26 protein-coding genes are annotated in these 22943 nt (G+C 69.6%); 15 read left to right on the top strand and 11 right to left on the bottom strand.

Translation table 11 applies throughout. The features are described 5' to 3' along the window. Positions 1-61 precede the first annotated feature (61 nt). Positions 62-949: a phenylalanine 4-monooxygenase gene (locus tag FHR32_RS08180; RefSeq protein ID WP_184753742.1), complete on the top strand. Its 888-nt coding sequence runs from the start codon at positions 62-64 to the stop codon at positions 947-949. A 66-nt stretch (positions 950-1015) separates the two neighbouring features. Here FHR32_RS08180 and FHR32_RS08175 read toward each other — a convergent pair whose 3' ends face one another. Genes FHR32_RS08175 through pstS form a run of 5 tightly spaced genes read right to left on the bottom strand, consistent with a single transcriptional unit; the run spans position 1016 to position 5518 of the window. Beyond that, positions 1016-1735 (bottom strand): response regulator transcription factor, encoded by a 720-nt coding sequence (locus FHR32_RS08175; RefSeq protein ID WP_184753741.1) that lies wholly within the window; start codon positions 1733-1735, stop codon positions 1016-1018. 23 nt (positions 1736-1758) lie between these two features. After that, positions 1759-2535 (bottom strand): phosphate ABC transporter ATP-binding protein PstB, encoded by a 777-nt coding sequence (gene pstB / locus FHR32_RS08170; RefSeq protein ID WP_184753740.1) that lies wholly within the window; start codon positions 2533-2535, stop codon positions 1759-1761. A gap of 13 nt (positions 2536-2548) precedes the next feature. Further along, positions 2549-3424 carry a phosphate ABC transporter permease PstA gene (gene pstA, locus FHR32_RS08165; protein WP_184753739.1) on the bottom strand — a complete coding sequence of 292 codons (876 nt, stop codon included), beginning with the start codon at positions 3422-3424 and terminating at the stop codon, positions 2549-2551. Then, on the bottom strand, positions 3421-4398 hold the full coding sequence (pstC, locus tag FHR32_RS08160) for a phosphate ABC transporter permease subunit PstC (protein ID WP_184753738.1): 978 nt from the start codon (positions 4396-4398) through the stop codon (positions 3421-3423). The genes pstA and pstC overlap by 4 nt, the downstream gene beginning before the upstream one ends. Positions 4399-4402: 4 nt before the next feature. Continuing rightward, positions 4403-5518, bottom strand: coding sequence for a phosphate ABC transporter substrate-binding protein PstS (gene pstS, locus FHR32_RS08155; RefSeq protein WP_184753737.1), 1116 nt, complete (start codon positions 5516-5518; stop codon positions 4403-4405). Between the two features lie 324 nt (positions 5519-5842). On the opposite strand from pstS, the gene FHR32_RS44145 reads away from it, so the two are divergent. Further along, positions 5843-6070, top strand: coding sequence for an AraC family transcriptional regulator (locus FHR32_RS44145; RefSeq protein WP_376773286.1), 228 nt, complete (start codon positions 5843-5845; stop codon positions 6068-6070). A 56-nt stretch (positions 6071-6126) separates the two neighbouring features. Here the strand turns inward: FHR32_RS44145 and hisN are convergent, their stop codons facing one another. Beyond that, a complete protein-coding gene (gene hisN / locus FHR32_RS08145; RefSeq protein ID WP_184753736.1) occupies positions 6127-6930 on the bottom strand; it encodes a histidinol-phosphatase in 804 nt (267 codons plus the stop codon). 141 nt (positions 6931-7071) lie between these two features. On the opposite strand from hisN, the gene FHR32_RS08140 reads away from it, so the two are divergent. Then, complete coding sequence (locus FHR32_RS08140; RefSeq protein WP_184753735.1) at positions 7072-7518, top strand: DUF4442 domain-containing protein; 447 nt, start codon at positions 7072-7074, stop codon at positions 7516-7518. 51 nt (positions 7519-7569) lie between these two features. Here FHR32_RS08140 and FHR32_RS08135 read toward each other — a convergent pair whose 3' ends face one another. Then, positions 7570-8226: a DUF899 domain-containing protein gene (locus FHR32_RS08135; RefSeq protein ID WP_184753734.1), complete on the bottom strand. Its 657-nt coding sequence runs from the start codon at positions 8224-8226 to the stop codon at positions 7570-7572. A 97-nt stretch (positions 8227-8323) separates the two neighbouring features. Between FHR32_RS08135 and FHR32_RS08130 the strand changes: the two genes are divergently transcribed. Then, complete coding sequence (locus FHR32_RS08130) at positions 8324-8794, top strand: winged helix-turn-helix transcriptional regulator (protein WP_184753733.1); 471 nt, start codon at positions 8324-8326, stop codon at positions 8792-8794. A 24-nt stretch (positions 8795-8818) separates the two neighbouring features. On the opposite strand, the gene rsgA is transcribed toward FHR32_RS08130, so the two are convergent. After that, a complete protein-coding gene (gene rsgA, locus FHR32_RS08125) occupies positions 8819-9892 on the bottom strand; it encodes a ribosome small subunit-dependent GTPase A (RefSeq protein ID WP_184756418.1) in 1074 nt (357 codons plus the stop codon). An 81-nt stretch (positions 9893-9973) separates the two neighbouring features. Further along, the gene (aroA, locus tag FHR32_RS08120) at positions 9974-11251 is read right to left on the bottom strand and encodes a 3-phosphoshikimate 1-carboxyvinyltransferase (RefSeq protein ID WP_184753732.1); all 1278 of its coding nucleotides are present in this window, start codon (positions 11249-11251) and stop codon (positions 9974-9976) included. A gap of 59 nt (positions 11252-11310) precedes the next feature. Between aroA and FHR32_RS08115 the strand changes: the two genes are divergently transcribed. Together FHR32_RS08115 and FHR32_RS08110 are read left to right on the top strand one after the other, a co-directional pair. Then, positions 11311-12072: an SOS response-associated peptidase gene (locus FHR32_RS08115; protein ID WP_184753731.1), complete on the top strand. Its 762-nt coding sequence runs from the start codon at positions 11311-11313 to the stop codon at positions 12070-12072. Positions 12073-12250: 178 nt separating this feature from the next. Then, positions 12251-12583, top strand: coding sequence for a TraR/DksA family transcriptional regulator (locus FHR32_RS08110; RefSeq protein WP_184753730.1), 333 nt, complete (start codon positions 12251-12253; stop codon positions 12581-12583). A 21-nt stretch (positions 12584-12604) separates the two neighbouring features. Here the strand turns inward: FHR32_RS08110 and FHR32_RS08105 are convergent, their stop codons facing one another. After that, entirely contained in the window at positions 12605-13345 is a 741-nt protein-coding gene (locus FHR32_RS08105; RefSeq protein WP_184753729.1) for a class I SAM-dependent methyltransferase, read from the bottom strand. A gap of 353 nt (positions 13346-13698) precedes the next feature. Between FHR32_RS08105 and FHR32_RS08100 the strand changes: the two genes are divergently transcribed. The 7 genes from FHR32_RS08100 (at position 13699) to FHR32_RS08070 (ending at position 20201) form a co-directional block, all read left to right on the top strand. After that, positions 13699-14235: a sigma-70 family RNA polymerase sigma factor gene (locus tag FHR32_RS08100; protein WP_231509598.1), complete on the top strand. Its 537-nt coding sequence runs from the start codon at positions 13699-13701 to the stop codon at positions 14233-14235. Between the two features lie 61 nt (positions 14236-14296). Next, positions 14297-14563 carry a mycothiol system anti-sigma-R factor gene (gene rsrA, locus FHR32_RS08095; RefSeq protein ID WP_184753728.1) on the top strand — a complete coding sequence of 89 codons (267 nt, stop codon included), beginning with the start codon at positions 14297-14299 and terminating at the stop codon, positions 14561-14563. 49 nt (positions 14564-14612) lie between these two features. Further along, a complete protein-coding gene (locus FHR32_RS08090; RefSeq protein WP_184753727.1) occupies positions 14613-15557 on the top strand; it encodes an NAD-dependent epimerase/dehydratase family protein in 945 nt (314 codons plus the stop codon). Between the two features lie 207 nt (positions 15558-15764). After that, positions 15765-17111 carry an HD-GYP domain-containing protein gene (locus FHR32_RS08085; protein WP_184753726.1) on the top strand — a complete coding sequence of 449 codons (1347 nt, stop codon included), beginning with the start codon at positions 15765-15767 and terminating at the stop codon, positions 17109-17111. A gap of 55 nt (positions 17112-17166) precedes the next feature. After that, a complete protein-coding gene (locus FHR32_RS08080; RefSeq protein ID WP_184753725.1) occupies positions 17167-18450 on the top strand; it encodes an HD-GYP domain-containing protein in 1284 nt (427 codons plus the stop codon). Between the two features lie 157 nt (positions 18451-18607). Next, positions 18608-19939, top strand: a complete 1332-nt coding sequence (locus FHR32_RS08075) for an acetyl-CoA carboxylase biotin carboxylase subunit (RefSeq protein ID WP_184753724.1) — start codon at positions 18608-18610, stop codon at positions 19937-19939. A gap of 49 nt (positions 19940-19988) precedes the next feature. Then, on the top strand, positions 19989-20201 hold the full coding sequence (locus FHR32_RS08070) for a biotin/lipoyl-binding carrier protein (protein ID WP_184753723.1): 213 nt from the start codon (positions 19989-19991) through the stop codon (positions 20199-20201). A gap of 126 nt (positions 20202-20327) precedes the next feature. Here FHR32_RS08070 and FHR32_RS08065 read toward each other — a convergent pair whose 3' ends face one another. Then, entirely contained in the window at positions 20328-20708 is a 381-nt protein-coding gene (locus FHR32_RS08065; protein WP_246466045.1) for a thioesterase family protein, read from the bottom strand. 23 nt (positions 20709-20731) lie between these two features. On the opposite strand from FHR32_RS08065, the gene bsaP reads away from it, so the two are divergent. Further along, complete coding sequence (gene bsaP, locus FHR32_RS08060; RefSeq protein ID WP_184753721.1) at positions 20732-20914, top strand: biotin synthase auxiliary protein BsaP; 183 nt, start codon at positions 20732-20734, stop codon at positions 20912-20914. A 408-nt stretch (positions 20915-21322) separates the two neighbouring features. Further along, a complete protein-coding gene (locus FHR32_RS08055) occupies positions 21323-22888 on the top strand; it encodes a serine/threonine protein kinase (RefSeq protein ID WP_246466043.1) in 1566 nt (521 codons plus the stop codon). The last annotated feature ends 55 nt before the right edge of the window (positions 22889-22943 follow it).

Raw genomic sequence — 22943 nt, 5'->3', positions numbered from 1 at the left:
GATCGCGTAGTCAAACTGCTCGCTCTTGTCAACGATTCCACGAATTGCTGTCATTTCATACATGTTCGAGGAAGCACAGTACTTCGCACCAGTGGCGACCCATGACGACGGCACGGTGGAGGTCGAGTTGGCCACGAGCCATCCCGGCTTCGCCGATCCGGTCTACCGGCGTCGACGCAACGCCATCGCCACGCTCGCGGTGGGACACGTGCCCGGCACGCCGATCCCCACAGCTGAGTACACCGACCAGGAACACGAGGTCTGGGCGCTGATCAGCAGGGAACTGGCGATCAAGCACGGTAAGTACGCGACCGCGGAATATCTGGACGCCACTGAGCGGCTGGGGCTACCGGACGACCGGATCCCCCAGCTTCAGGAGGTCGGTGAGCTGCTGCGGCCGCTGACCGGGTTCCAGTATCTTCCGGCGGCGGGCCTGGTGCCTCTCCGGGACTTCTACGGTGTGCTGGCGGACGGCTTCTTCCACTCCACGCAGTACATCCGTCACCACTCCACGCCGCTCTACACGCCCGAACCGGACGTGGTCCACGAGGTGATCGGACACGCCAACGCGCTGGCCTCCGACCGGTACGCGGCGCTCTACCGGCTGGCGGGAGGCGCGGCACGGCGGGTCGAGAGCGACCGTGCGCTGGAGTTCGTCTCGAAGGTCTTCTGGTTCACGCTGGAGTTCGGGGTGATGACCGACCAGCAGGAGCTGCGGGCGTACGGCGCGGGCATTCTGTCCTCCTACGGGGAGGTCGAGGAGTTCCGGAACATGGACATCCGGCCACTGGACCTCACCGCCATGGGAACGACCCACTACGACATCACGAAATACCAGGATGTCTTGTTCAGGGCGGAATCGCTGGAGCACCTGGAAGACGTGGTCGGGGAGTTCTGGGCGACCTGTGACGATGAGAGCATCGCCCGGCTGACCGCTGACGCCCGCTAGACAAGGGACCGGCCGGGCGAGCCCTGCGGCCCCTCGGGGCAGGCCGGGACGCGTGGCCGGCGAGGATCAGGGCGACTTGTCGACCAGCCGGTAACCCACCCCGCGTACGGTCTGGATCAGTTGGTCGTCGTTGTCGCCGAGGCGGGCGCGCAGGCGCTTGACGTGCACGGCGATCGTGTTGGTGGAGGTGGTGTCGGTGGAGTTCCAGACATGCCGCATGATCTGCTCGCGGGTGACCGTGCGGTGGGCGTTGCGCATCAGGTAGTGCAGCAGCTCGAACTCGCGCAGCGGCAGGTGGACGGTGTGACCCGCGACCTTCACCTGGTAGGCGTTCAGGTCGAGTTCGACCTTGCCGACCACGAGTGTCCGGTGGATTCCGGTCTCGCCGGAGAAGGCGGCGTGTACCAGCGGCAGGAGTTCGGGCACCCGGTACGGCCGGGCCACACATGCGGTGGCCCCGGCGGCGAGTGCCTGGACGGCCTGCTCGGCGTGGTCCTCACCCACGCCGAGCAGGACGGGGACCGCCCGTGTGAGCCGTACGGCGCGGATGAACTCGACGGCGCCGATGACCGGCAGCGAGGCGCTGACGAGCACGACGTCAGGCCGGAGCGCTCCGGCCTGCAACAGGGCCTGGGCGCCGTCGGTGACGCCCATGACCATGACCCCCTCGCGTTCGAGGGCGTCGGCCAGCCCCTGGACCAGGGGCGATTCTGGATCGGCCACCAGCAGCAGGGGCGCCGTCCGGGTGTCCCCGTTCACCTCGGGTGCTGACAGCGGCTGGATCACCCAGGTCCTCCAATGCGATCGGTTTATCCGAAACGACCGGTGATGTAGTCCTCGGTCGCCTGCTGGCTGGGGTTGGTGAAGATGCGTGAGGTGTCGTCCATCTCGATGACGCGCCCCGGCTGGCCCTGCCCCGCCAGGTTGAAGAAGGCGGTGCGGTCGCTCACCCGCGCGGCCTGCTGCATGTTGTGCGTCACGATGATGATCGTGAATCGGTTTTTCAATTCGGCCATGAGGTCTTCGATGGCCAGCGTGGAGATCGGGTCCAGGGCGGAGCACGGCTCGTCCATCAGGAGGACCTCGGGCTTGACCGCGATGGCCCGGGCGATGCACAGGCGCTGCTGCTGACCACCGGAGAGGCCGGCGCCGGGCTTGTTGAGGCGGTCCTTGACCTCGTTCCAGAGGTTGGAGCCCTTCAACGACTCCTCGACGATGCCGTCGACCGTGGACTTGGAGTGCCTGCCGTTGAGGCGGAGGCCGGCCGCCACGTTCTCGTAGATCGACATCGTGGGGAACGGGTTGGGGCGCTGGAAGACCATGCCGATCATCCGGCGCACCGACACCGGCTCGACGTCGGGGGCGTAGAGGTCCTCCCCATCGAGCAGGACCTTTCCCTCCACGCGTGCGCCGGGGATGACCTCGTGCATGCGGTTCAGGGTCCGCAGGAAGGTCGACTTGCCGCATCCGGAGGGGCCGATGAAGGCGGTGATCGACTGTGGCTCGATCGTCATCGAGATGTCCTCGATCGCCTTGTGTTTTCCGTAGTACGCGTCGAGGCCGGAGACCTGGATCTGCTGGCTCATTTCGACATTCCTCCTATCGGTTCCTGGCAGGCGAGCGCCACCAGCCGATGAGGCGGGCCGCCAGGTTGAGCAGCATGACGATCAGAATGAGCGTGAGCGCGCCGGCCCACGCGCGGTCGACGGCGGTGCCGGTCGGACGGGCCGCCTGGTCGAAGACGTACAGCGGCAACCCCATCTGCGGCCCGTTGAAGGGGTCGCTGTTGATGGAGTCGGTGAAGAAGACCGTGAGCAGGAGCGGGGCGGTCTCCCCGGCGACACGCGCGATGGCGAGCATGATGCCGGTCGCGATACCGGTGAAGGAGGTCGGCAGGACGATCCTGGTGATCGTTCGCCACTTCGGGACGCCCAGCGCGTAGGAGGCCTCCCTCAGGTCGTTGGGGACCAGGCGGAGCATCTCCTCGGCGGAGCGGACCACCGTCGGCATCATCAGGATCGACAGGGCCAGGGCCCCGGCGAAGCCGGAGAACGGCATGCCCAGCGCCAGGATCCAGAAGGCGAGGACGAACAGGCCGGCGACGACCGAGGGGATGCCGGTCATGACGTCCACGAAGAAGCTGATGGCCTTGCCCAGCCGGCTGCCCTGGCCGTACTCGACGAGGTAGATCGCGGTGAGCAGGCCGACGGGGATCGAGATGAGCGAGGCCAGCAGGACCTGTTCCAGGGTGCCGAGGATGGCGTGGTAGGCGCCGCCGCCCGCGTCCCTGGCGCCGACGTTGCGCATGGAGTGTGTCAGGAACTCCAGGTCGAGTCGCGCGAGACCGTTCTTGATCACCATCCAGAGGACCGCGACCAGCGGCACCACGGCGATGGCGAACGACAGGTAGACGAGCGACTGGACGAGCCGGTCCTTGAACCGCCTGCCGGCCGAGATGCGTTGGATCGCGGTCATGCGGCGGCTCCGGAGAACTCCTTGCGGCGGGCGACGATGAGGCGGGCGCCCATGTTCACAAGCAAGGTGATGATGAACAGGACGAGACCCGACGCGATCAGCGCGCCGCGCCCGACGGGAGTCGCCTCGCCGAATCCGTTGGCGATGTTGGCGGCGATGCTGTTGCCCTGGGGGGTGAGGATCTGGAAGCTGATGCCGAACGTCGCGGGGAAGATGAGCGCGACGGCGATGGTCTCTCCCATGGCCCGGCCGAGACCGAGCATGGACGCGCTGATGACGCCGGGACGGCCGAACGGCAGGACCGCCGTCTTGATGACTTCCCAGCGGGTCGCGCCGAGGGCAAGTGCCGCCTCCTCATGCGCCCTGGGCACCTGGAGGAACACCTCGCGGGAGATCGCCGCGACGATCGGCAGGATCATGACCGCGAGCACGATCGAGGCTGTCAGCATCGAGCGGCCCGTGACGATGTCCCCACCGAAGAGGGGGATGAAGCCCAGGTATTCGTTGAGGAACTCCGAAGGCCCCTGCATGAACGGGACGAGGAAGACGACGCCCCAGAGGCCGTAGACGACGCTGGGGACGGCGGCCAGCAGGTCGACGACGTACCCCAGGACTCCGGCCAGGCGCCGGGGCGCGTAGTGGGAGATGAAGAGCGCCACGCCGACGGCCACCGGCACTGCCATGATCAGCGCGAGGAGTGCACTGATCACGGTGCCGAATGCCAGTGCCCCGATGCCGAAGGCCTGGCTGCCGTTCGGCTCCCACGTGAGGGTGGTGAAGAAGCTCCCCTTGTTGGCCTGCAGGGCCGGAATGGCTTCGACGACCAGGAAGACGGCGATAGCCGCCATGATCGCCAGAAGGAAGATCCCAGCGGCTGTGGAGGCGTAGCGGAAGGGGACTTCACCTCGGCTGCGCCGAGAGGCGGACCGGCTGAGAGCCGATCCGCCGTCACGGGTACGAACTGGGGTCACCATGAATTCAGGAGATCGCTTCGACGGCGGTCCGGACCTTGGCGAGCACCGTCGCCGGCAGCGGGGCGTAGCCCAGACCGGTCAGCGCCTGCTGGCCCTCGTCGCTGGCGGTGTAGGTGAGGAAGGACTTCACCAGCTTGGCGTCCGCGGGGGCCAGGCCCTTCTCGCAGGTGATCTCGTAGGTCACCAGGACGATGGGGTAGGCGCCGGCGGCCTTGGTGGCGTAGTCGATGTTCAGCTTGAGGTCGTTGCCCTGGCCTGCGACCTCGGCGGCCTCGACCGTCTTGGCCGCGCTCTCCGGGGTCAGCTCCACGAACTCGCCGGAGCCGTTGGCGACCTTGGCCTTGGTCAGGCTGGAGTTCTCGGCGTAGGAGAGCTCGACGTAGCTGATCGCGCCGGGGATGCTCTTGACGGACTGCGCGATGCCGTCCGAGCCCTTGGCGCCCTGCCCCTTGGCCTCGGCCGGCCACGCCTTGGCGGGCTCGTACGCCCAGTCGGCGGTCTTGGACAGGAACTTGGTGAAGTTGTCGCTGGTGCCCGACTCGTCCGAGCGGTGGAACGCCTGGATCGGGGTCGAGGGGAGCTTGGCGTCGGGGTTGTCAGCCTTGATGGCCGCGTCGTCCCACTTGGTGATCTTGCTGTCGAAGATGCCGCCGATGGTCTTGGGGGAGAGCTGCAGCCCCTCGACGCCGGGGAGGTTGTAGACGACGGCCACGGGGCCGGTCACCATCGGGATGTTGATGGCCTTGCCGGTCTTGCAGCGGGCGTCCGCCTGAGCGGGCTCGCCCTTGTCGTCCTTGAGCGCAGAGTCGGACCCCGCGAAGGCGACCGTGCCCTGGATGAACGCCTGGACACCCGCACCGGAACCGCTGGGCTGGTAATTGACGCTCACACCTGAGTTGGCCTGCTGGAAGCCCTTCTTCCACTCGTCGATGGCGTTCGCCTGCGCCGAGGAGCCCGCGGCGTTGATCGTGCCGCTGACGCCGGCGTCCGACCCGGCCGAAGGCGCCGCGGCCGAGGCCGAGGAGGCGTCGGTGGTGGCGCTGTTGTTATCGGTGCCGCACGCAGCGAGCGAGAGCGCGCCGACGAGGGTGACCGCGGCGAGCCGGCCTGCATACTTCACGGTTGGGTTCCTCCCACTAAGTCCTTCAACGTTCCCGACATTAGGGAGACGAGATGACTCAAAATCGGTGAGAAGGTGAACGGAAAATGAATGCCTTCGGTCGCGATCGTGGCGTCCGCTTGGGCAAGACTTGGAACTCCCGTTAGGTCCGGACTCCTTCCTTCCTTCGGGAGGGCAGGACAGAGGGTGGGTGGACCCGCCCCTCGAGGAGAGGCCCGGTGATGAGCTGACCGGTGCGGCCGGGTTCGACGATCGTGAACCCTGCCCCGGGCGCCGAGCCCGTGCGCTCTGGACGCCGGATGCGCCTCGGCCGATGTCCTACACGTGGCCAGATTGCCGATATGTCGATCTGTACGGCCTCGTACGTCCGCGACCTGCTCATGGGCGCTTGGGCAGCTCCACCGGCCGCTCTCGCTGTCCGAGCTGGCCGGTCACGCGCGGATGAGTGTCCGTACGTTCTCCCGGCGATTCCGTGACGAGGTGGGGATGACTCCCGGCCAGTGGCTGACTCGGCAACGCGTCGAGCACGCGCCGGTGGCCGTGCGACACTGATCAGCTTTTTCGGATCGCACCGCCGGGGAGTCCGTACGGGGCGGGGAGCGGAGGCTCTACACCGGAAGGGTGAGGGGGCCGCCGCCGAGGCGCTTGAGGACCTCGCCGTGCAGGGAGCCGTTGGTGCACACCAGGCTGCCCCCGTCGAGGTCGGGCACTCCGGACAGGTCGGTCCAGATCCCGCCCGCCTCCTCGACGATCACGGTCAACGCCGCGATGTCCCAGGGGGAGAGTTCGGGTTCGGCCGACAGGTCGACCGAACCCTCGGCGACCATCATGTGCGACCAGAAGTCGCCGTAGGCGCGGCTGCGCCAGACCGACCGGTTCAGGTCGAGGAACTCGTCAAGCTTCCCGGCCTCCTCCCACCCGCCGAAGCTGGAGTAGGAGAACGAGGCGTCCTCCAGCCGGCTGACGGAGGAGACCTGGCACCGGGTGGCCTTGGTCAGGCTCTTGCCGGTCCAGGCGCCGGTGCCGCGGGCGGCCCACCAGCGGCGGCCGAGCGCCGGGGCCGAGACCAGGCCGACGACGACCCGGCCCTGGTCCATCAGCGCGATGAGCGTGGCCCAGACGGGGACGCCGCGCACGTAGTTCTTGGTGCCGTCGATCGGGTCGATCACCCACGAGCGCGCGCCGTAGCCGGTCTTGCCGAACTCCTCCCCGATCACCGCGTCACGGGGGCGGGCCCGGCTGAGGGTGCCCCGGATCGCCTCCTCGACCGTCCGGTCGGCGTCGCTCACCGGCGTGAGGTCCGGTTTGGTGTCGACCCGGAGGTCTGCGGCCTTGAATCGGCGCATGGTCAGATCGTCGGCGGCGTCGGCCATGATGTGCGCGAGACGCAGGTCGTCGTTGTAACCCGTCACGGGAGGTAACGCTATCGCCTCAGAGGTGGGTTACAGGAGAGCAGGGAACAAGCCGGGGAATTGTGTCGCGTCACATCAGCCGATCGGATAGGGCGCAAATCCCCTGCAAACATTGGGTTACCGGCGAGTAGCATTCGGGGCATGACCTTTGACGTGGGTGCCTTCATGCTGCAGAGCGTTCCCTTCGCGCGGACGCTGGACATCTCCTTCGACAAGGTGGAGCCGGGATTCGCGGTGGCCCGCATGCCCGACCGCGCCGACCTGCACAACCATGTGGGCGGTCCGCACGCGGGAGCCCTGTTCAGCCTCGCCGAGTCCGCCTCCGGTGCCGCGATGCTGTCCGCCTTCGGCGACCAGCTGTCCCGGGCGACCCCGCTGGCCGCCAACGCGGCGATCCGCTACATGAAGCTCGCGATGGGCGAGGTCGTCGCCGAGGCCCGTCTGCGGGGCTCCCGCGAGGAGGTCGTGGCCAAGCTGGACGCCGGGGAGCGCCCCGAGTTCGAGGTCGCCGTCGACATCAGGACCGTCGACGGCACGCTGGTATCCGAGATGACCGTCGCCTGGACCCTGCGCCCCAACCGCCGGTAGGGCGCCGGGCGTGCCGGCCGGACCTCGCGCCGCCTCGCCGTGGAGGCGCGATCAGGTTCCGTACTGGTCGCGCACCTTGATCCAGCTCATCGTCGGATCCTGCGGCCAGCCCTCCGGTGAGTCCTCCCACTCCTCCTGCCGGCCGTACGGGGTCAGGTCCAGCAGGCTGAAGTCCAGCCGGAGCCGGTCCACCCCGCGGCCGGCGGTGAAGTAGGTGCGGAAGAACTCGTCGCCGTCGCGCAGCAGCACGCTCAGTCCGAAGCCGCTCAGGCCGAGGTCGTCGTTGAAGTCGCTGCCGTGGGAGGAGTACCAGGGCACGGTCCAGCCCATCCGCTGCCGGACCTGGTCGATCTCCTCCTGCGGCGCGCGGGCCATGAGGATCAGCGTGGTGTCCCGGGCGTTGAGATGCGACTGGTCGCCGATGTTGTCGGTGAACGAGGCGCAGCCGCCGCAGAGCCAGTCCTGGCCCGGTTCGAGCATGAAGTGGTAGACGACCAGCTGGCGGCGGCCCTGGAACAGGTCCGCGAGCCCGGCCGGTGTGCGGTCCGGTGCGGTGAACCGGTAGTCCTTGTCCAGCCGGACCATCGGCAACCTGCGCCGCTCGGCGGCCAGCGCGTCCAGCGCGCGGGTGTGTTCCTTCTCCTTCACCAGCAGCGCGTCCCGTGCGATCTGCCACTCCTGCGCCGAGACGACCTGGGGGCGGTTCATGGCGTGCTCCCTCCCGATAGTTCCCTTAAGAAACTCACTGGGGAGACGGTAACAGGGGACAGTTTCCTCAAGGAACCCTTTCCCCTAAGCTGGACTCATGCAGCGAACCCGGTTCGGCGATATGGCCTGCTCGATCGCCCGCACGCTGGATGTCATCGGCGAGCCGTGGTCGCCACTGATCCTGCGGAACGTCTACGTCGGCGTCACCCGCTTCGAACAGCTCCAGCAGGGACTGGGCATCTCGCGCAAAGTGCTGACCGAGCGGCTCAAGTGGCTGGTCGAGAACGGTGTGCTGGAGCGACGGGAGTATTCGAGCCGGCCGCCGCGCCACGAGTACACGCTCACCGCCAAGGGCCTGGAGCTGTGCGACCTGCTGCTGGTGATGGTGCGCTGGGGCGACCGCTGGACGGCGGGCGAGGCCGGCCCGCCGGTGCTCTACCGGCACCATGCCTGCGGCGAGATCAGCCATGTCGAGCTGCACTGCTCGGTGTGCGACCGGCCGATGCACGCGGGCGACGTCGACGTGCTGCCCGGCCCTGGATCGGAGGCCGGGGCGGCCTCGGCGTGAACGCCGCCCGACCGCCCCGCGGCCTCAGCCGTCGGAAGCGCCCTCGCGGCTGTCTTCGGGGGCGCCGTCACGGCTGGCGAGCAGGCGGCGCAGGGAGACGAGCCTGACGGGGTCGGCGTGGCCGGCCGCCACCCAGGCGTCCAGGGCGCACTCCTCGCTGAGATGACTGCAGCCCTTGGGGCAGCCGACCGTGCCCTCGATCAGGTCGGGGAAGCCGGCCAGGACGGTCTCCACCGAGACGTGGGCCAGGCCGAAACTGCGCACGCCCGGGGTGTCGATGATCCAGCCCCCCTCGGGGAGCTCCAGCGCCACCGCCGAGGTGGAGGTGTGACGGCCCCGCCCGGTCACCGCGTTGACATGGGAGACGGCCCGGTTGGCGTCCGGGACCAGGGCGTTGACCAGGGTGGACTTGCCCACGCCCGAGTGACCGACCAGCACGCTGATCCGGCCGCTCAGACGCTCCCTGACCTCCTCCAGGATGCCGCCCTTCTGGAGCACGACGTACGGCACGCCGAGGGGCCGGTAGAGGGAGACCAGTTCCTCGGGTGAGGCGAGGTCGGACTTGGTGAGGCAGAGCATCGGCTCGATGTCGGCGTCGAAGGCGGCCACCAGCATCCGGTCGATCATGCGGGGGCGGGGCGGCGGATCGGCCAGGGCCGTCACGATCACGAGCTGGTCGGCGTTGGCGACCACGGGCCGTTCGATGCCGTCGGTGTTGTCGGTGTCATCCGCGGAACGGCGGAGCATCGAGGTGCGGGGTTCCACACGCACGACGCGGGCCAGCGTGTCGGACGCGCCGGACACGTCACCCACCAGGGCCACCCGGTCGCCCACCACGATCCCCTTGCGGCCGAGCTCGCGGGCCTTCATGGCCACCACGACCCGGCCGCTCATCGCGGCACCCTCCAGCTGGTCCTTCTTACGGCGGCGGCCCTTCTCGCCCGTCGACTCCACCAGGCATGTGTAACGGCCGCGGTCGACCGCCACCACGAACCCCTGGACCGCGTTCTCGTGCGCAGGACGGATACGGGTCCGGGGCCGGGAACCCTTCCCCGGCCTGACCCTGACGTCGTCCTCGTCGTATTCGCGCTTTCTCAGCTTCTCCGCCTCGATCTGCCCTTGTCCGAACGGTCGTCTGCCACTATCGGGCGTCCGCGAGGTGCGCCGGCCGATAACCCGTCACCGCGCGCCATCCAGCATGTCCGCCCACATGGAGGCGAACTCGGGAAGAGTCTTACCCGTGGTGGCGATGTTCTCCACCTCGACCCCGGGAACGGCGAGGCCGATCACCGCGCCGGCGGTGGCCATCCGGTGGTCGTCGTAGGTGTGGAACACCCCGCCGGTGAGCGGGCGCGGCCGGATCTCCAGGCCGTCCTCGGTCTCGTTGGCGTCGCCGCCGAGGCCGTTGATCTCGGCGACCAGCGCGGCCAGCCGGTCGGTCTCGTGCCCGCGGATGTGGGCGACGCCGCCGATCCGGCTGGGGGAGTCGGCCAGGGCGGCGAGGGCGGCGATCGTCGGGGTCAGCTCGGCGACGTCGCGCAGGTCCGCCTCGATGCCGGTGATGCGTCCCGTTCCGGTGAGCGCCAGCCCGGCGGGCGTGCTCTCGACGGAGGCGCCCATGCCCGCCAGCAGGTGCCGGAGCTGGTCTCCCGGCTGTGTCGTCTCCGCCGGCCAGCCGGGGATGGTGACCGTGCCGCCGGCGACCATCGCGGCGCAGAGGAACGGCGCCGCGTTGGACAGGTCGGGCTCCACGGTGAAGTCCCCGGCGCTGATCGGGCCGGGCTCGACCCGCCAGACGTCGGGCTCCGTGTCGTCGACCCGGACGCCGAACGCGCGCAGCATCTGGACGGTCATCCGGATGTGCGGCTGCGACGGGATCGGCGGGCCGACGTGCCGCACCGTCAGCCCCTTCTCGAACCGGGCCGCGGTCAGCAGCAGGCCGGAGAGGAACTGGGAGGACCCGGACGCGTCGAGCGTGACCTCCCCGCCGGTCAGCGGGCCGCGGACGGTGAACGGCAGCGCGTCGCCCGCGACCTCGGCGCCGAGGTCGCGCAGCGCGCCCAGGATCGTGCCCATCGGACGCTTGCGCGCGTGCGGGTCGCCGTCGAAGAACACCGTGCCGTCGCTCAGCGCCGCCATCGGCGGCACGAACCGCATCACCGTGCCCGCGAGTCCCACGTCGATCCGCGCCCCGCCGGCGACCGGGCCGGGTGTGATCGCCCAGTCGACGCCGGAGGCGCTCTCGTTGGAGGGGGTCATCGTGGCGCCGAGTGCCCGCAGCGCCTCCACCATCAGGTCGGCGTCCCGGCTGCGCAGCGCCCGCCGTACGGCGCCCGGGCCGTCGGCCAGCGCGGCGAGGAGCAGCGCGCGGTTGGTCACGGACTTCGAGCCGGGCAGGTGAACGGACGCACGGACGGGTTCGGTCACGGTCGGTGCGGGCCACAGCGGAGCGGACATGGGCAAAAGCCTACCGGGGTGGCGCCCCGGCGCCCCCGGACACATGGCAGGGTGGTGATATGTGCGGGAGATACGCGTCTGCTCGGAACAAGCAGGAGTTGCTTGAGGAGTTCGAGGTCGAGGTCGACGGGGCCGCCGAGGAGGAGCTCGGGCCCGACTACAACGTCGCCCCCACCAAACCGGTCTACGCGGTGATGAGCCGGGTGCCGAAGAACAATCCGGAAGGCCGGGCGGTCCGGCAGCTCCAGATCCTCCGGTGGGGCCTGGTCCCCGCCTGGGCGAAGGATCCGTCCATCGGCTCAAAAATGATCAACGCGCGGGTGGAGACGGTGGCCGAGAAGCCGTCCTACCGTAAGGCGTTCGCCGGGCGCAGGTGCCTGCTGCCCGCGGACGGCTACTTCGAATGGGCCGTGTCGGAGGGGGCCGGGACGGCCAAGAAGCCGAAGAAACAGCCCTACTTCATCCAGCCGGCCGACGGCGGGGTCATGGCCATGGCCGGGCTGTACGAATTCTGGCGCGACCGCGGCCGGGCCGACGACGATCCGCTCGCGTGGCTGGTGACCTGCGCGGTCATCACCACCTCCGCCCTGGACGAGGCCGGGAAGATCCACGACCGGATGCCGATGCTGATCGAGAGGGACCGCTGGGCGGAGTGGCTCGACCCCGGGGTGCCCGACGCGCACGACTTCCTCATTCCCGCCGGTGCCACCGGGCTGAAGGCGTATCCGGTCTCCACCGCGGTGAACTCGGTGCGCAACAACGGCCCGGAGCTCGTCGAGCCCTTGAAGGAGGAGGAAGGTGACGGACGGGCCCTCTTCTGAGAGCGCTCCGTAACCGAAAAGCTCCGTAACCGGTGTAAAACCAGCGCCAAATGGGCATCCGCTGAGAAAGGCGATACCCCTGCATGGGGATCGCCTCACAGACTCATCCCCTTCGCGCCTGGCGGGAGAACCGGGGACCCCCTCACAGGCCGCCCTCATCATGCGGAGGTGCGGATCCGTGAACTTCACGACCGCGCGTGTGCGCCTGGAGAACATGCTGGCCGAGCTCGACCGGTCCATCGGCGTCCTGCGAGGAGATCCGTCGGCCGTGCACGACCGATCCCCGGCGGACGCCGGATCGGTCCTGACGGACGCGGATCGCAACCGGGCCATGCTGGAGGCGGCCGCCCGGCACCGCCGCTCCGTGCTCGATGCGCTCAGGCGGCTGGACGACGGGCGCTACGGCCTCTGCGCCGACTGCGGCGGCTCCGTGCCGGAGGACAGGCTCGAAGCGCGTCCCGAGGCCGCCCGCTGCCTGCAGTGCCAGTCGAAGCGCGAGCGCAGGCACTGACGCCACGGCTCGCCGCCGGCCTCACCGGCGGCGGGCGCTCGCGACCAGGTGGATGCCCACGGTGTCGTCGTCGTCCGGGTGGGCCTCCAGCTCGGTGTTGACCAGCCAGGTGAGCGCGCGCGAGTCGGAGGCCAGCACGTGGTCGACCGTGGAGGGGGACAGCACCGTGCGGGGCCGTATCCACTCGACCTCCAGGCCGGCCTCGGTGAGCAGGTCGCGGAGCTGGCCGCTGCTGTAACACCGGGTGATGCTCCCGTCCGGCCAGGGCACGAGCATGACCTCGCCGGTCTGACGCAGATGGGCCCAGTAGTTCTGCTCGGCGAGGATCGCCATTCCCAGCACCAGGGAGTCGACGCAGACCAGCGCCCGCCCGCCCGGACGGAGCACCCGGGCGACGTCGCCGATCGCGGACTCGGCCATGAGCTCCACCGACATGGCGCGTTCCTCGGCGAGCACGGCGTCCACGCTGCGGTCGGGGAGGAAACGCAGATCGTCGGCACGGACCTGACAGACCTTCGAGGCGTCGTGCAGCGGCGGCTGTCCCTCCACGGTGCGGCGGAAGTCGACGACCTCCAGCACCCGGTGCCCGGCTGCGGCGGCCTGGGCCGACCAGCTGCCCCTGCCGCCGGACAGGTCGAGGAGGGTGGAAGGGCTCTCCGGCAGCCATCGGCTCAGCTGCTCGGCCGCGACCGCGCGGTAAAAGGTCCAGTACGGCCCGAGCGTTCCTGCGCCGTTCAGCTCTTCGGCCGGGATGGGCAGCACAAGCGGCTCCTGGCATCGGGGTATCCGGTGGTCTACAGCTACCTGCCGGTACGTATGTTTTTCCCCGTACCGGGTCCTTCGTCACCTTCTATCTTGTGGGAACAGACGGTCGGCCGGGCGTGTTGCAAGCGGACAACGCACGATCCTTTCCGGAGGTTGGCAAGCCAATGCTCGCGTTGATCGAACCCATCACCCGCCCCGGTGATCGGACCTTCCCTGATGAGCGGGTATCCTCCGCTCAGTACGGAGTCCCGCGACAGCAGGGCTTCGGCGATCTTAAGGGGGTGGGTCCGGTCCCTGCGACAGACGAGGAGACTCTGGAGCAGCGGAGCACGCGGTTCGAGCGGGATGTGATGCCCTATCTCGACCAGCTTTACTCCGCCGCGCTCCGGATGACCCGGAACCCCGCGGATGCGGAAGACCTCCTTCAGGAGACCTTCGCCAAGGCCTTCGCGTCCTTCCACCAGTTCCAGGAGGGCACGAACCTCAAGGCCTGGCTGTACCGCATCCTGACCAACACCTTCATCAACAGCTACCGCAAGAAGCAGCGGGAGCCCAAGCAGTCGGGTGCCGAGGAGATCGAGGACTGGCAGCTCGCCAGGGCCGAGTCGCACACCTCGGCCGGACTGAAGTCCGCGGAGATCGAGGCGCTTGAGCACCTCCCCGACAGTGACGTGAAGCAGGCGTTGGCCGCACTCCCCGAGGAGTTCCGCATCGCCGTCTACCTCGCTGACGTCGAGGGTTTCCCGTACAAGGAGATCGCCGACATCATGGGCACCCCCATCGGGACCGTGATGTCGCGGCTTCACCGTGGCCGCCGCCAGTTGCGGACGCAGCTTGAGGACTACGCCCGCGAGCGTGGCCTGGTTCCCGCGGAGGGTGCGAAGTGAGCGAGCGAGCCGACGGCAACCGCGGGCAGGCCGGCCCGGCGACCCGAGACGGGGTGACCGCATGAGCTGCGGAAAGCCTCACTCCACCGACTGCCGCGAGGTTTTGGACAAGGTTTACACCTACCTTGACGGTGAGCTGGACGCGAGCAACTGCGTCGACATCCGTGAGCACCTGGACGAGTGCGGACCATGTCTGGAGGAGTACGGCCTGGAGCAGGTCGTCAAGCAGCTCGTCGCCAAGCACTGCGGCTGCGACCGGGCCTCGGACGACCTGCGAGCCAAAGTGCTCCGCCGGATCGAGCAGGTCCGCTCCGAGCTGACCGGCTGACCTCCTAAGATCTCTCGTACGGTCATGGCCATACGAGCTGGGGGGCAGCATGCGCATACTCGTCACCGGTGGAGCGGGATTCATCGGATCCAACCTGGTCGACCGGCTGCTGGCGGACGGTCACGAGGTCATGGCCGTGGACGACCTGTCCGGCGGAGACCGCGACAATCTCGTCGCGGCGGCACGGAGCCCGCGGTTCAGGCTGCACGAGATGGACATCCGGGAGCCCGCGCTGATCGGCCTGGTCGCCGAGTGGAAGCCCGAGGTCATCTGTCACCTCGCCGCGCAGATCAGCGTGCGCAAAAGCGTGGCCGACCCCGTCCACGACGCCCGGCTCAACGTCGAGGGTACCGCCTCCGTCCTCACCGCCGCCCACAGCGGCGGCACCCGCAAGGTGGTCTTCGCCTCCTCGGTCGCCGTGTACGGCAGGCCTGCGGTCATCCCGGTCCCCGGTGACGCGGCGGCCGACCCGCGCTCGCCGTACGCGGCCTCCAAGCTCAGCGCGGAGACCTACCTGGCCGCCTTCAAGGCGCTCCACGGCATCGACTACACCACGCTGGTGCTCTCCAACGTCTACGGCCCGCGCCAGTCACCCGACGGCGAGGCGGGGGTGGTGGCCATCTTCACCGACGCCCTGCTCAACGGCGCCCCCACGGTGCTCTACGGCGACGGCGCCCAGACCCGCGACTACATCTTCGTCGACGACGTGGTGGACGGCTTCGCCCTCGCCTGCGGAGACGCCGGCGGCGGTCGCAGGTTCAACCTGGGGACCGGGGTGGAGACCACCGACCGCGGGCTCCACACCCTGGTGGCGGAGGCCGCCGGCGCGGCCGACGAGCCGGACGGCGCCGAGGTGCGTCCGGGGGACCTCCCGGCGATGGCGGTCGACCCGGCCCCCGCGTTCGAAGGACTGGGCTGGCGTCCCCAGACGGATCTGGCCACCGGGCTGAAGGCCACCGTCGACTGGGCCAGGACGCGGATGGCGGCCCGCTGACCGTCAGGTCCGCGATGGCGTGTGGTGATGGGTTGGTTACGCTTTGCTTGCGATTCGCGGTCCTTACCTCGGGGGCGGCCTCGTTTCTGTAGCCTGAGTCGCGAAGAGGACATGGAGGCAGCGCATGTTGATGGAAACGGTCAACCCGGCACGTCCTGGGATCTCCTGGACCTGAGCACGCGCCCGTAGGACCCAAAGGTGGCCGCTTTGCGTGGACTGCCGTGGTTTGCAAAGGTCTACCTTGTCGCTGTGATCGGGGCCGCGTTCGCGTTGCTCGGGCACAGCGTGGTGGTGAGTGGTCGTCTTGGGCAGCTTGACGGGTCGAACCTGCTCGTACTGGCCTTGCTGTTCCTGGTGTGCGAGTCGGTGCCGACTCTGCTCAACGTCAAGCAGGCCGCTGTGTCGGTCAGCTTCTCAGCCGTGCTCGCGGCGGTGGTGCTCGTCGGCCCCGAGGGGGCGGCGCTGGTCGGCATGACGGCCGTCTTCAGCGTGCGACCCGGCCTGCCGCCGGTGAAGCGGCTGTTCAACGGCGCCCAGTTCGCCATCTGCGGGTACGCCGCCGGGCAGGCCTACGAATGGCTGGGGGGAAGGGTCGGTCTGCCGACCATCGCCGGGTTCGACGACCTGATCGTGCCGTTCGCGGGCGCGGCGGCGCTCTTCGTCCCGCTCAACTTCCTTCTGATCGCGATCGTGCTCGTGCTCACCGGTCAGGCCGATCAGGTGCCGTTGCGCGGGCTGGCCCAGTTCATGGTCTCCTACCTGGGCTACGCCACCTTCGGGCTGCTGATCGCCGGGCTGTGGGCGACGGTCAGTTCGATCTCCGCGGTGCTCGTGCTGCTCCCGCTGTTCGTGGCCCGCTGGGCCTTCGGTCAGTATCTCGCCCAGCAGCGCTCCTACGACGCCACCATCGCCGCGCTCTGCCAGGCTGTGGAGACCAAGGACTACTACACGCGTGGCCACTGCACCCGCGTCTCCATGGCCTCTGGCATGATCGCCCAGGAGATCGGCATGGGGCCCGAGCGGCTGCGGGCGATCCGTTACGCGGGGATGTTGCACGATGTGGGCAAGCTGGGGGTGCCGACCAAGGTGTTGCAGAAGGACGGTCCGCTCACCGAGGAGGAGTTCGCCGCCATCCAGCTCCATCCGATGCGCGGGCTGGAGATCGTGCGCGGCATCGACTTCCTGGACGAGGCGTTCGCCGGGATCATGCATCATCACGAGCGGCAGGACGGCAAGGGTTATCCGATGGGGCTGGCGGGGGACGAGGTGCCGGAGTTCGCCCGGATCATCGCGGTGGCCGACGCCTTCGACTCGATGACCTCCGACCGTTCCTACCGGGGCGCCCGCCCGGTGGGGGTGGCCATGGCCGAGCTCCGCAAGGGCGCCGGCACCCAGTTCGACCCGGTGATGGTCATGGCGTTCATCAAGGCCGTCGACCGCGACGGATGGGAGCCCCCGCGCAAGGTCGTCACCCCTCCGGCCGACGTGGCGGAGACCGCCACCAAGGACCACGACGACCCGACCATGCCCATCCAGGTGGTGTCGGAGCGGTGAGCCGCCGGACGGGCGGAGCGAGCGAGAAGGCGGGCACGGCCATGGGTAGGGAGCGGTGAGCGGTCCTGTCGCCACGACGCGGGCGTTCCAGCGGCTCGACTCGGGACAGCTCCTGCTGATCTGCGCGACAGGGCTGCTGGCGGTGGCGGGGGTGGCCCACACCGTCGCGGTCGGACTGCTCGACCCGGAGATCGCCATCGGCTTCGGCGCGCTGATCGCGGCGGGGGAGCTGGCCAGGCTCACGATGCCGGGCAACCGGGAGGTGGCGCCGATCGGCGCGGCCGCCGCGCTGGGCTACACCCTGCTGCTGGACATGGGCGACGTGCCGGTGCGGCATTCGGCGTTCCAGGTCGTCGCGGTGTTGACGGTGGGCATGGCCGCCGGTGCGCTGCCGCACCTGGCGGTGGGCCGCCCGCCCCGGCTGGACGCGATGGCGCGCAGGCTGCTGACCGGGGCGCTGCTGGCCCTGGCCTACCGGCCGCTGGCGGGGCCGCTGTCCGGCCTGACGAAGGGGGCCGAGGGGAGCTGGTGGCCCGCGCTCGGTGTGATGGCCGCGCTGATCCTGGTCATGGCGCTGGTGGACGTGGTGCTGGCCGCCGTGCTCCGGGCCGAGCAGGTGCGCGCCGCCTTCGGCGTGGCGATCCACGACGAGGTGCGGATGGCGGCGCCGCTCTGGGCCGCCGTCGCCGCCTCGGGCATCCTGCTCGCGCTCGCCTCGCACAGCATGGGCATGGCGGCGCTGCTGGTCTTCGCCGCGCCGCTGCTGGTCACCCAGGTCGCGTTCCGGAAGTACGCCGGGATCCGGGCGACCTACCTGCAGACGGTCCGGGCGCTGTCCCGGGTCACGGAGGTCGGCGGCTACGTCGAGCCGGGGCACTCGCGCCGGGTGAGCCGTCTGGCGGTCGCGGTCGGGCGGGAGCTCGGCCTGGCCGAGCCCGAGCTGCTGGAGCTGGAGTACGCCGCGCTCATGCATGACATCGGCCAGCTTTCGCTGCGCGACCCGATCCCCGGCGGTGCCACGGTGCTCACCGACCCCGAGCAGGCCCGCCGTATCGCCGAGCTCGGCGCGGAGGTCATCCGGCAGACCGGTGTGCTGGACCGGGTGGCTGAGATCGTCCGCCGTCAGTGCGACTCCTGTGCCGAGACACCGCCGCTGGCCAGCCGGATCATCAAGGTGACCAACGCCTACGACGACCTGATCGGCGGCTCTACCGACCGGGACCGCGCGGGGGCCGCTCTCGAACGGCTCTGCCTCTCCGCCGGTGAGGAATATGACCAGGCGGTCGTCGGGGCCATGACCCGCGTCATCGACAGGCTGACTCCGGCTTACCGGCTCTGAGAAGGGCTTCCGGCTCCGGCTGGGCTCCCGTGGAGGGGGCGATCGCGCACAGTTGTGGGTTTCCTACAGATCGCCCCGCCGCGATCGGTGGTTTCGGGCGAACGGTTGGATCCGGACCTCGGTCATAAGGTGGAGCGGTCGAAAGGGGGCCACCAACGTGTTCGAGTCTGTTCTGATAGCGAACCGTGGCGAAATCGCACGGCGAATCATCCGCACGGTCCAGCGCATGGGACTACGGGCCATCGCGGTGTATTCCGAGGCCGACGCGGACCTGCCGTTCGTCCGGGAGGCGGACGAGGCGGTCTTCCTGGGGCCGGCCAATCCGGCGCAGAGCTACCTCGACGCCGCCAAGGTGCTTGAGGCCGCTCGCGAGTCGGGTGCTCAGGCCGTTCACCCGGGCTACGGGTTCTTCTCGGAGAACGCCGGGTTCGCCCGGTCCGTCATCGACGCGGGCATGACCTGGATCGGACCCTCGCCCGAAGCGATCGAGCGGATGGGCGACAAGATCAACGCCCGGAACCTGATGGAGGCGGCGGGTGTGCCCGTGGCCGCCGGGACCCGCGAGCCGGTCACCGGACTGGAGGAGGCCGTGGTGGCCGCCGCCGGGATCGGCTATCCGGTCATGGTCAAGACGGCGGGCGGCGGGGGCGGCATCGGGATGGGCGTCGCCCGTGACGAGGCCGGGCTGGCCAAGGCCTTCGAGCAGGCGTCCAGGGCCGCCTCGCGGTTCGGTGGGACGTCCGCGATCCTGCTGGAACGCTATATCGAGCGTGCTCGTCACGTCGAGGTGCAGATCCTCGGCCTCGCGGACGGCACGGTGGTCGCGCTGGGCGAGCGTGACTGCTCGGTGCAGCGCCGCCACCAGAAGATCGTGGAGGAGACGCCGTCCCCCGGCATCACCCCGGAGCTGCGGGAGCGCATGCTGGCCGCCGCCGTGCGCGCGGGCGAGGCCGTCGGGTATCTCGGCGCCGGGACCGTGGAGTGCCTGGTGGACGCCGACCGTCAGGACTTCGTGTTCCTGGAGATGAACACCCGGCTCCAGGTGGAGCATCCGGTGACCGAGCTGGTCACCGGCGTGGACCTCGTCGAGCAGCAGCTGCGCATCGCCGCGGGCGAGGAGACGGTGCCCCCGCAGGTCGCACACGGTCACGCGATCGAGTTCCGGGTCTACGCCGAGGACCCCAAGCGGTTCTTCCCGGGACCGGGGAAGATCGATTTCTGGGTGGAGCCGTCGGGTGAGGGCGTCCGGGTGGATTCCGGTTACACGGACGGGAACACGGTCACGCCGTTCTACGACCCGCTCATGGCCAAGCTGTGCGTGTACGGGGAGACGCGGGCCGAGGCTCTGGAGCGCGCCCGGCGGGCCGTGGCGGACTTCACGGTCACGGGCCCCAAGAGCAACCTGCCGTTCTGCGTGGAGCTGCTGGAGCACCCCGAGTTCGTCGGCGGTAACTACGACACCGGACTTGTGGCTCGCATGAGGGCATGAGCAGGCCGGTCTGGCACAGTTGGATCACAGCGATTGATGGGAGTGTCCGGTGGCTGAGGTACGCGCCGAGATGGTGGCTAATGTCTGGAAAGTCCTGGTCGCCCAGGGCGACACCGTCGAGGACGGCGACACCCTGGTCATCCTTGAGTCGATGAAGATGGAGATCCCTGTCATCGCCGAGGACGACGGTGTGATCGCCGAGCTCAAGGTCGCCGAGGGTGACGTCATCCAGGAGGGCGACCTCATCGCGGTCATCGAGTAGTCCGGCCGGGCGCCGTGCCGCCGCGCGGGCTCTCGCCATACCGGAAGGGGCGGGAGAGCGTCGTGTGCGCGGATCGGCCCGGCGGTGTCCGGGAGGACGGATGAGGGCGGTGGACGGGTTGGGCGGTCAGCGGGAGAGCCTGGCGAGGAAGCGTTCGCGGTCGACGACCACACGCTCGATCGTGCCGGTCGCGACGGTGGTGTGCCGGTCGCGGGCGGTGAAGGCGAAGACCAGGCGGCGGCCGTCGACCTCGGTGAGCTCGGCGGTGACCTCGACGTGGGTGCCCACCGGGCTGGCCGCCAGGTGTTCCAGGGCGACCTTGGTGCCCACGGACGTCTGGCCGGGGTCCAGGGCACCGGTGACCGCCTGGACGGTGGCCTGCTCGGCGAGGGCCAGCACGCGAGGGGTGGCCAGCACGGGAACGTCTCCACTGCCGATCTTCGTCGCGGTGTCCCCCCTCTCGACCATGATGAGGAGCTGGGCGCGCAGACCGGGAGTGAGCGTCATGGCCGTCAGCATAGGGTGATCCCGTGACCTCCTACTGCGATCACTGTGGCCGTCCGGCCACCGAGGGCGACCACGCGGGCTGTCTCGCCGCGAGGACGATGGAGCCGCCGCGCTACTGCGCCCGCTGCCGCCGCCGGATGGTGGTCCAGGTGACCCCCGGCGGGTGGTCGGCGCGCTGCGTGGAGCACGGTTCGGTGAGCGGCTGAGGCCCTCGCCCGCCGGCCCCTCCCGGACGGATGGAACACCGCTCTTCTGTGAGTAGATTTAGGCTTTGCATGCCTACCTTTAGGGATCTTTGAACGACGGAGTCTGGTCGCGGACCTGTGGTCGCCGCCGTTGTGGTGGCCCGGCGCCAATCGACATCACCGGTGATCACCGACGCCCCTGCCGTAAAGGGATGCAACCTATACAAGTGCACCTAAAAGTGCTGAGTTTTGTGCGATGCTACGGCACGCGTCTTGTTTGTGGGGCATGCGGCTCGCAGGGGTCCGTTACGTCGTCGTGACGTCGATGCGATACAAATCCGCTTTGTTGGAGAGCCCTGGGGCGGGAACGGAGAGGGTTACGGGGGAGTCATGGTGGCCCAAGGCACGACGCTGGCGGGGCGGTATCGCTTGGATACCCGCATCGGCGCCGGCGGTATGGGCGAAGTGTGGCGAGGTGAGGACATCGTCCTGGCCCGCACCGTCGCCGTCAAGGTGCTGCTTCCGGGCCGTACCGACGCTCCGGGCTTCCTGGTGCGCTTCCAGGGCGAGGCCCGGGCGATGGCCACGATCAACCATCCCGGGGTCGTCGACGTCTACGACTACGGGATTCACGAGGTGCCCGGCGCGGGGGCGACGGCATACCTGGTAATGAAGTTCGTCGACGGGGAGCCGCTGGACCGGCTGCTCGGACGGCTGGGGAGCATCGCTCCCGGTCCCGCGATGGAGCTCATCGCGCAGGCGGCCTCGGCCATGCAGGCGGTGCATGACCAGGGCATCGTCCACCGCGACATCAAGCCCGGCAACCTGCTGGTGCGCGCCGACGGCACGCTCGTGCTCACCGACTTCGGCATCGCCAGGTCGGACGCGGCCAGCAGACTGACCGACGCGGGCATGGTGCTCGGCACCGCCGCCTACTGCGCGCCCGAGCAGGCCGAGGGCGCGCCGGTCACCTTCGCCGTGGACATCTACGCCCTGGGCGTGGTGGCCTACGAGTGTCTGGCCGGGCAGCGGCCTTTCGACGGTGACACCCCGGTCACGATCGCGCTCAAGCACATCCGCGAGGAACCGCCGCCCCTGCCGCCGCGCATCCCGCCGGCGGTCCGGGCGCTGGTGGAGCGCGCCCTGTCCAAGGACCCGGCCCGCCGTTTCCCCAGCGCCGCCGCGATGAGCACCGCCGCGAGGCAGGCGGCGAACCTCGGGCCGGAGACCGGTCCGAGGGCGCTGCCGCCGATCTCGCCCGCCTCGCCCGCCGACGCCGCAGGGCAGACCGGCTGGCAGGGGGCCGTGCCGTCGCAGACCGGTTGGCAGGGGGCCGTGCCGCCCGCGACGTCTCCGTCGCCCGGCCCGGCCACCGAGGCGGTCCCGCAGGGGCGTGGCCGTCGCGCCGCGAAGAAGCCGCGGCGTAAGGGCGGGGTGCTGGCGGCGGCCGCGGTGGTGGGGGTGATGTGCGTCGGCCTCGTCACCGTGGCGATCAACGGGATGGCGGCCTCCAACACGGGGGAGGAAACCCCGTTGACCTCCCCCTCTCCCAGCGTGAGCGAGTCGCCGACGCCCACCGTGACCGCGACACGGAGAACGCCGAAGCCGATCGTCACCCCGACGGCCGCCAGGCCGTCGCGCGTCACCCGCACACCGACCCCCACTCCGACGCCCACGCCGACCCCCACCCCGACGCCCACGCCCACGCCGACTCCCACCCCGACGCCTGTGCCGAAGAAGCGGGTGCCGAACGTCATGGACATGACACCGGATGCGGCCCAGAGCGAGCTCAAGAAGGCGGGTCTGAAGGCGAAGACCGTCGAGAGCGCCGACATCGACTACACGCAGTGCGTGAAGGTGGTCGAGCAGCACCCGGTCGGCGGGTCCATGCAGGACCCCAGGAAGCCGGTGGAGATCGTCATCGGCAGCGAGAAGTGCCCGGTGCCCTCCTCGCCGCCCCCGACCGCGAGCCCGTCCCCGACGCCCAGCTCCTAGCCCGGCGGCGCGCCACCATCGGCGGCCCCTGGCCGGCGGTGGTGGCGCGGGAGCG

The organism is Streptosporangium album (assembly GCF_014203795.1).
In the GTDB taxonomy this organism is placed as follows: domain Bacteria; phylum Actinomycetota; class Actinomycetes; order Streptosporangiales; family Streptosporangiaceae; genus Streptosporangium; species Streptosporangium album.
Note: the sequence above shows the minus strand (reverse complement) of the source record. Positions and strands in the feature narration are given on the sequence as shown.

Excerpts from the sequence above, each read along its gene's own strand:
- FHR32_RS08180 (WP_184753742.1), top strand. The coding sequence starts at position 62 with ATGTTCGAGGAAGCACAGTACTTCGCACCAGTGGCGACCCATGACGAC.
- FHR32_RS08130 (WP_184753733.1), top strand. The coding sequence starts at position 8,324 with ATGCAGCGAACCCGGTTCGGCGATATGGCCTGCTCGATCGCCCGCACG.
- FHR32_RS08100 (WP_231509598.1), top strand. The coding sequence starts at position 13,699 with ATGCCCTATCTCGACCAGCTTTACTCCGCCGCGCTCCGGATGACCCGG.
- pstA (WP_184753739.1), bottom strand. The coding sequence starts at position 3,424 with ATGACCGCGATCCAACGCATCTCGGCCGGCAGGCGGTTCAAGGACCGG.
- rsrA (WP_184753728.1), top strand. The coding sequence starts at position 14,297 with ATGAGCTGCGGAAAGCCTCACTCCACCGACTGCCGCGAGGTTTTGGAC.
- FHR32_RS08115 (WP_184753731.1), top strand. The coding sequence starts at position 11,311 with ATGTGCGGGAGATACGCGTCTGCTCGGAACAAGCAGGAGTTGCTTGAG.
- aroA (WP_184753732.1), bottom strand. The coding sequence starts at position 11,251 with ATGTCCGCTCCGCTGTGGCCCGCACCGACCGTGACCGAACCCGTCCGT.
- pstC (WP_184753738.1), bottom strand. The coding sequence starts at position 4,398 with ATGGTGACCCCAGTTCGTACCCGTGACGGCGGATCGGCTCTCAGCCGG.
- FHR32_RS08090 (WP_184753727.1), top strand. The coding sequence starts at position 14,613 with ATGCGCATACTCGTCACCGGTGGAGCGGGATTCATCGGATCCAACCTG.
- FHR32_RS08140 (WP_184753735.1), top strand. The coding sequence starts at position 7,072 with ATGACCTTTGACGTGGGTGCCTTCATGCTGCAGAGCGTTCCCTTCGCG.
- pstB (WP_184753740.1), bottom strand. The coding sequence starts at position 2,535 with ATGAGCCAGCAGATCCAGGTCTCCGGCCTCGACGCGTACTACGGAAAA.
- FHR32_RS08135 (WP_184753734.1), bottom strand. The coding sequence starts at position 8,226 with ATGAACCGCCCCCAGGTCGTCTCGGCGCAGGAGTGGCAGATCGCACGG.
- FHR32_RS08065 (WP_246466045.1), bottom strand. The coding sequence starts at position 20,708 with ATGACGCTCACTCCCGGTCTGCGCGCCCAGCTCCTCATCATGGTCGAG.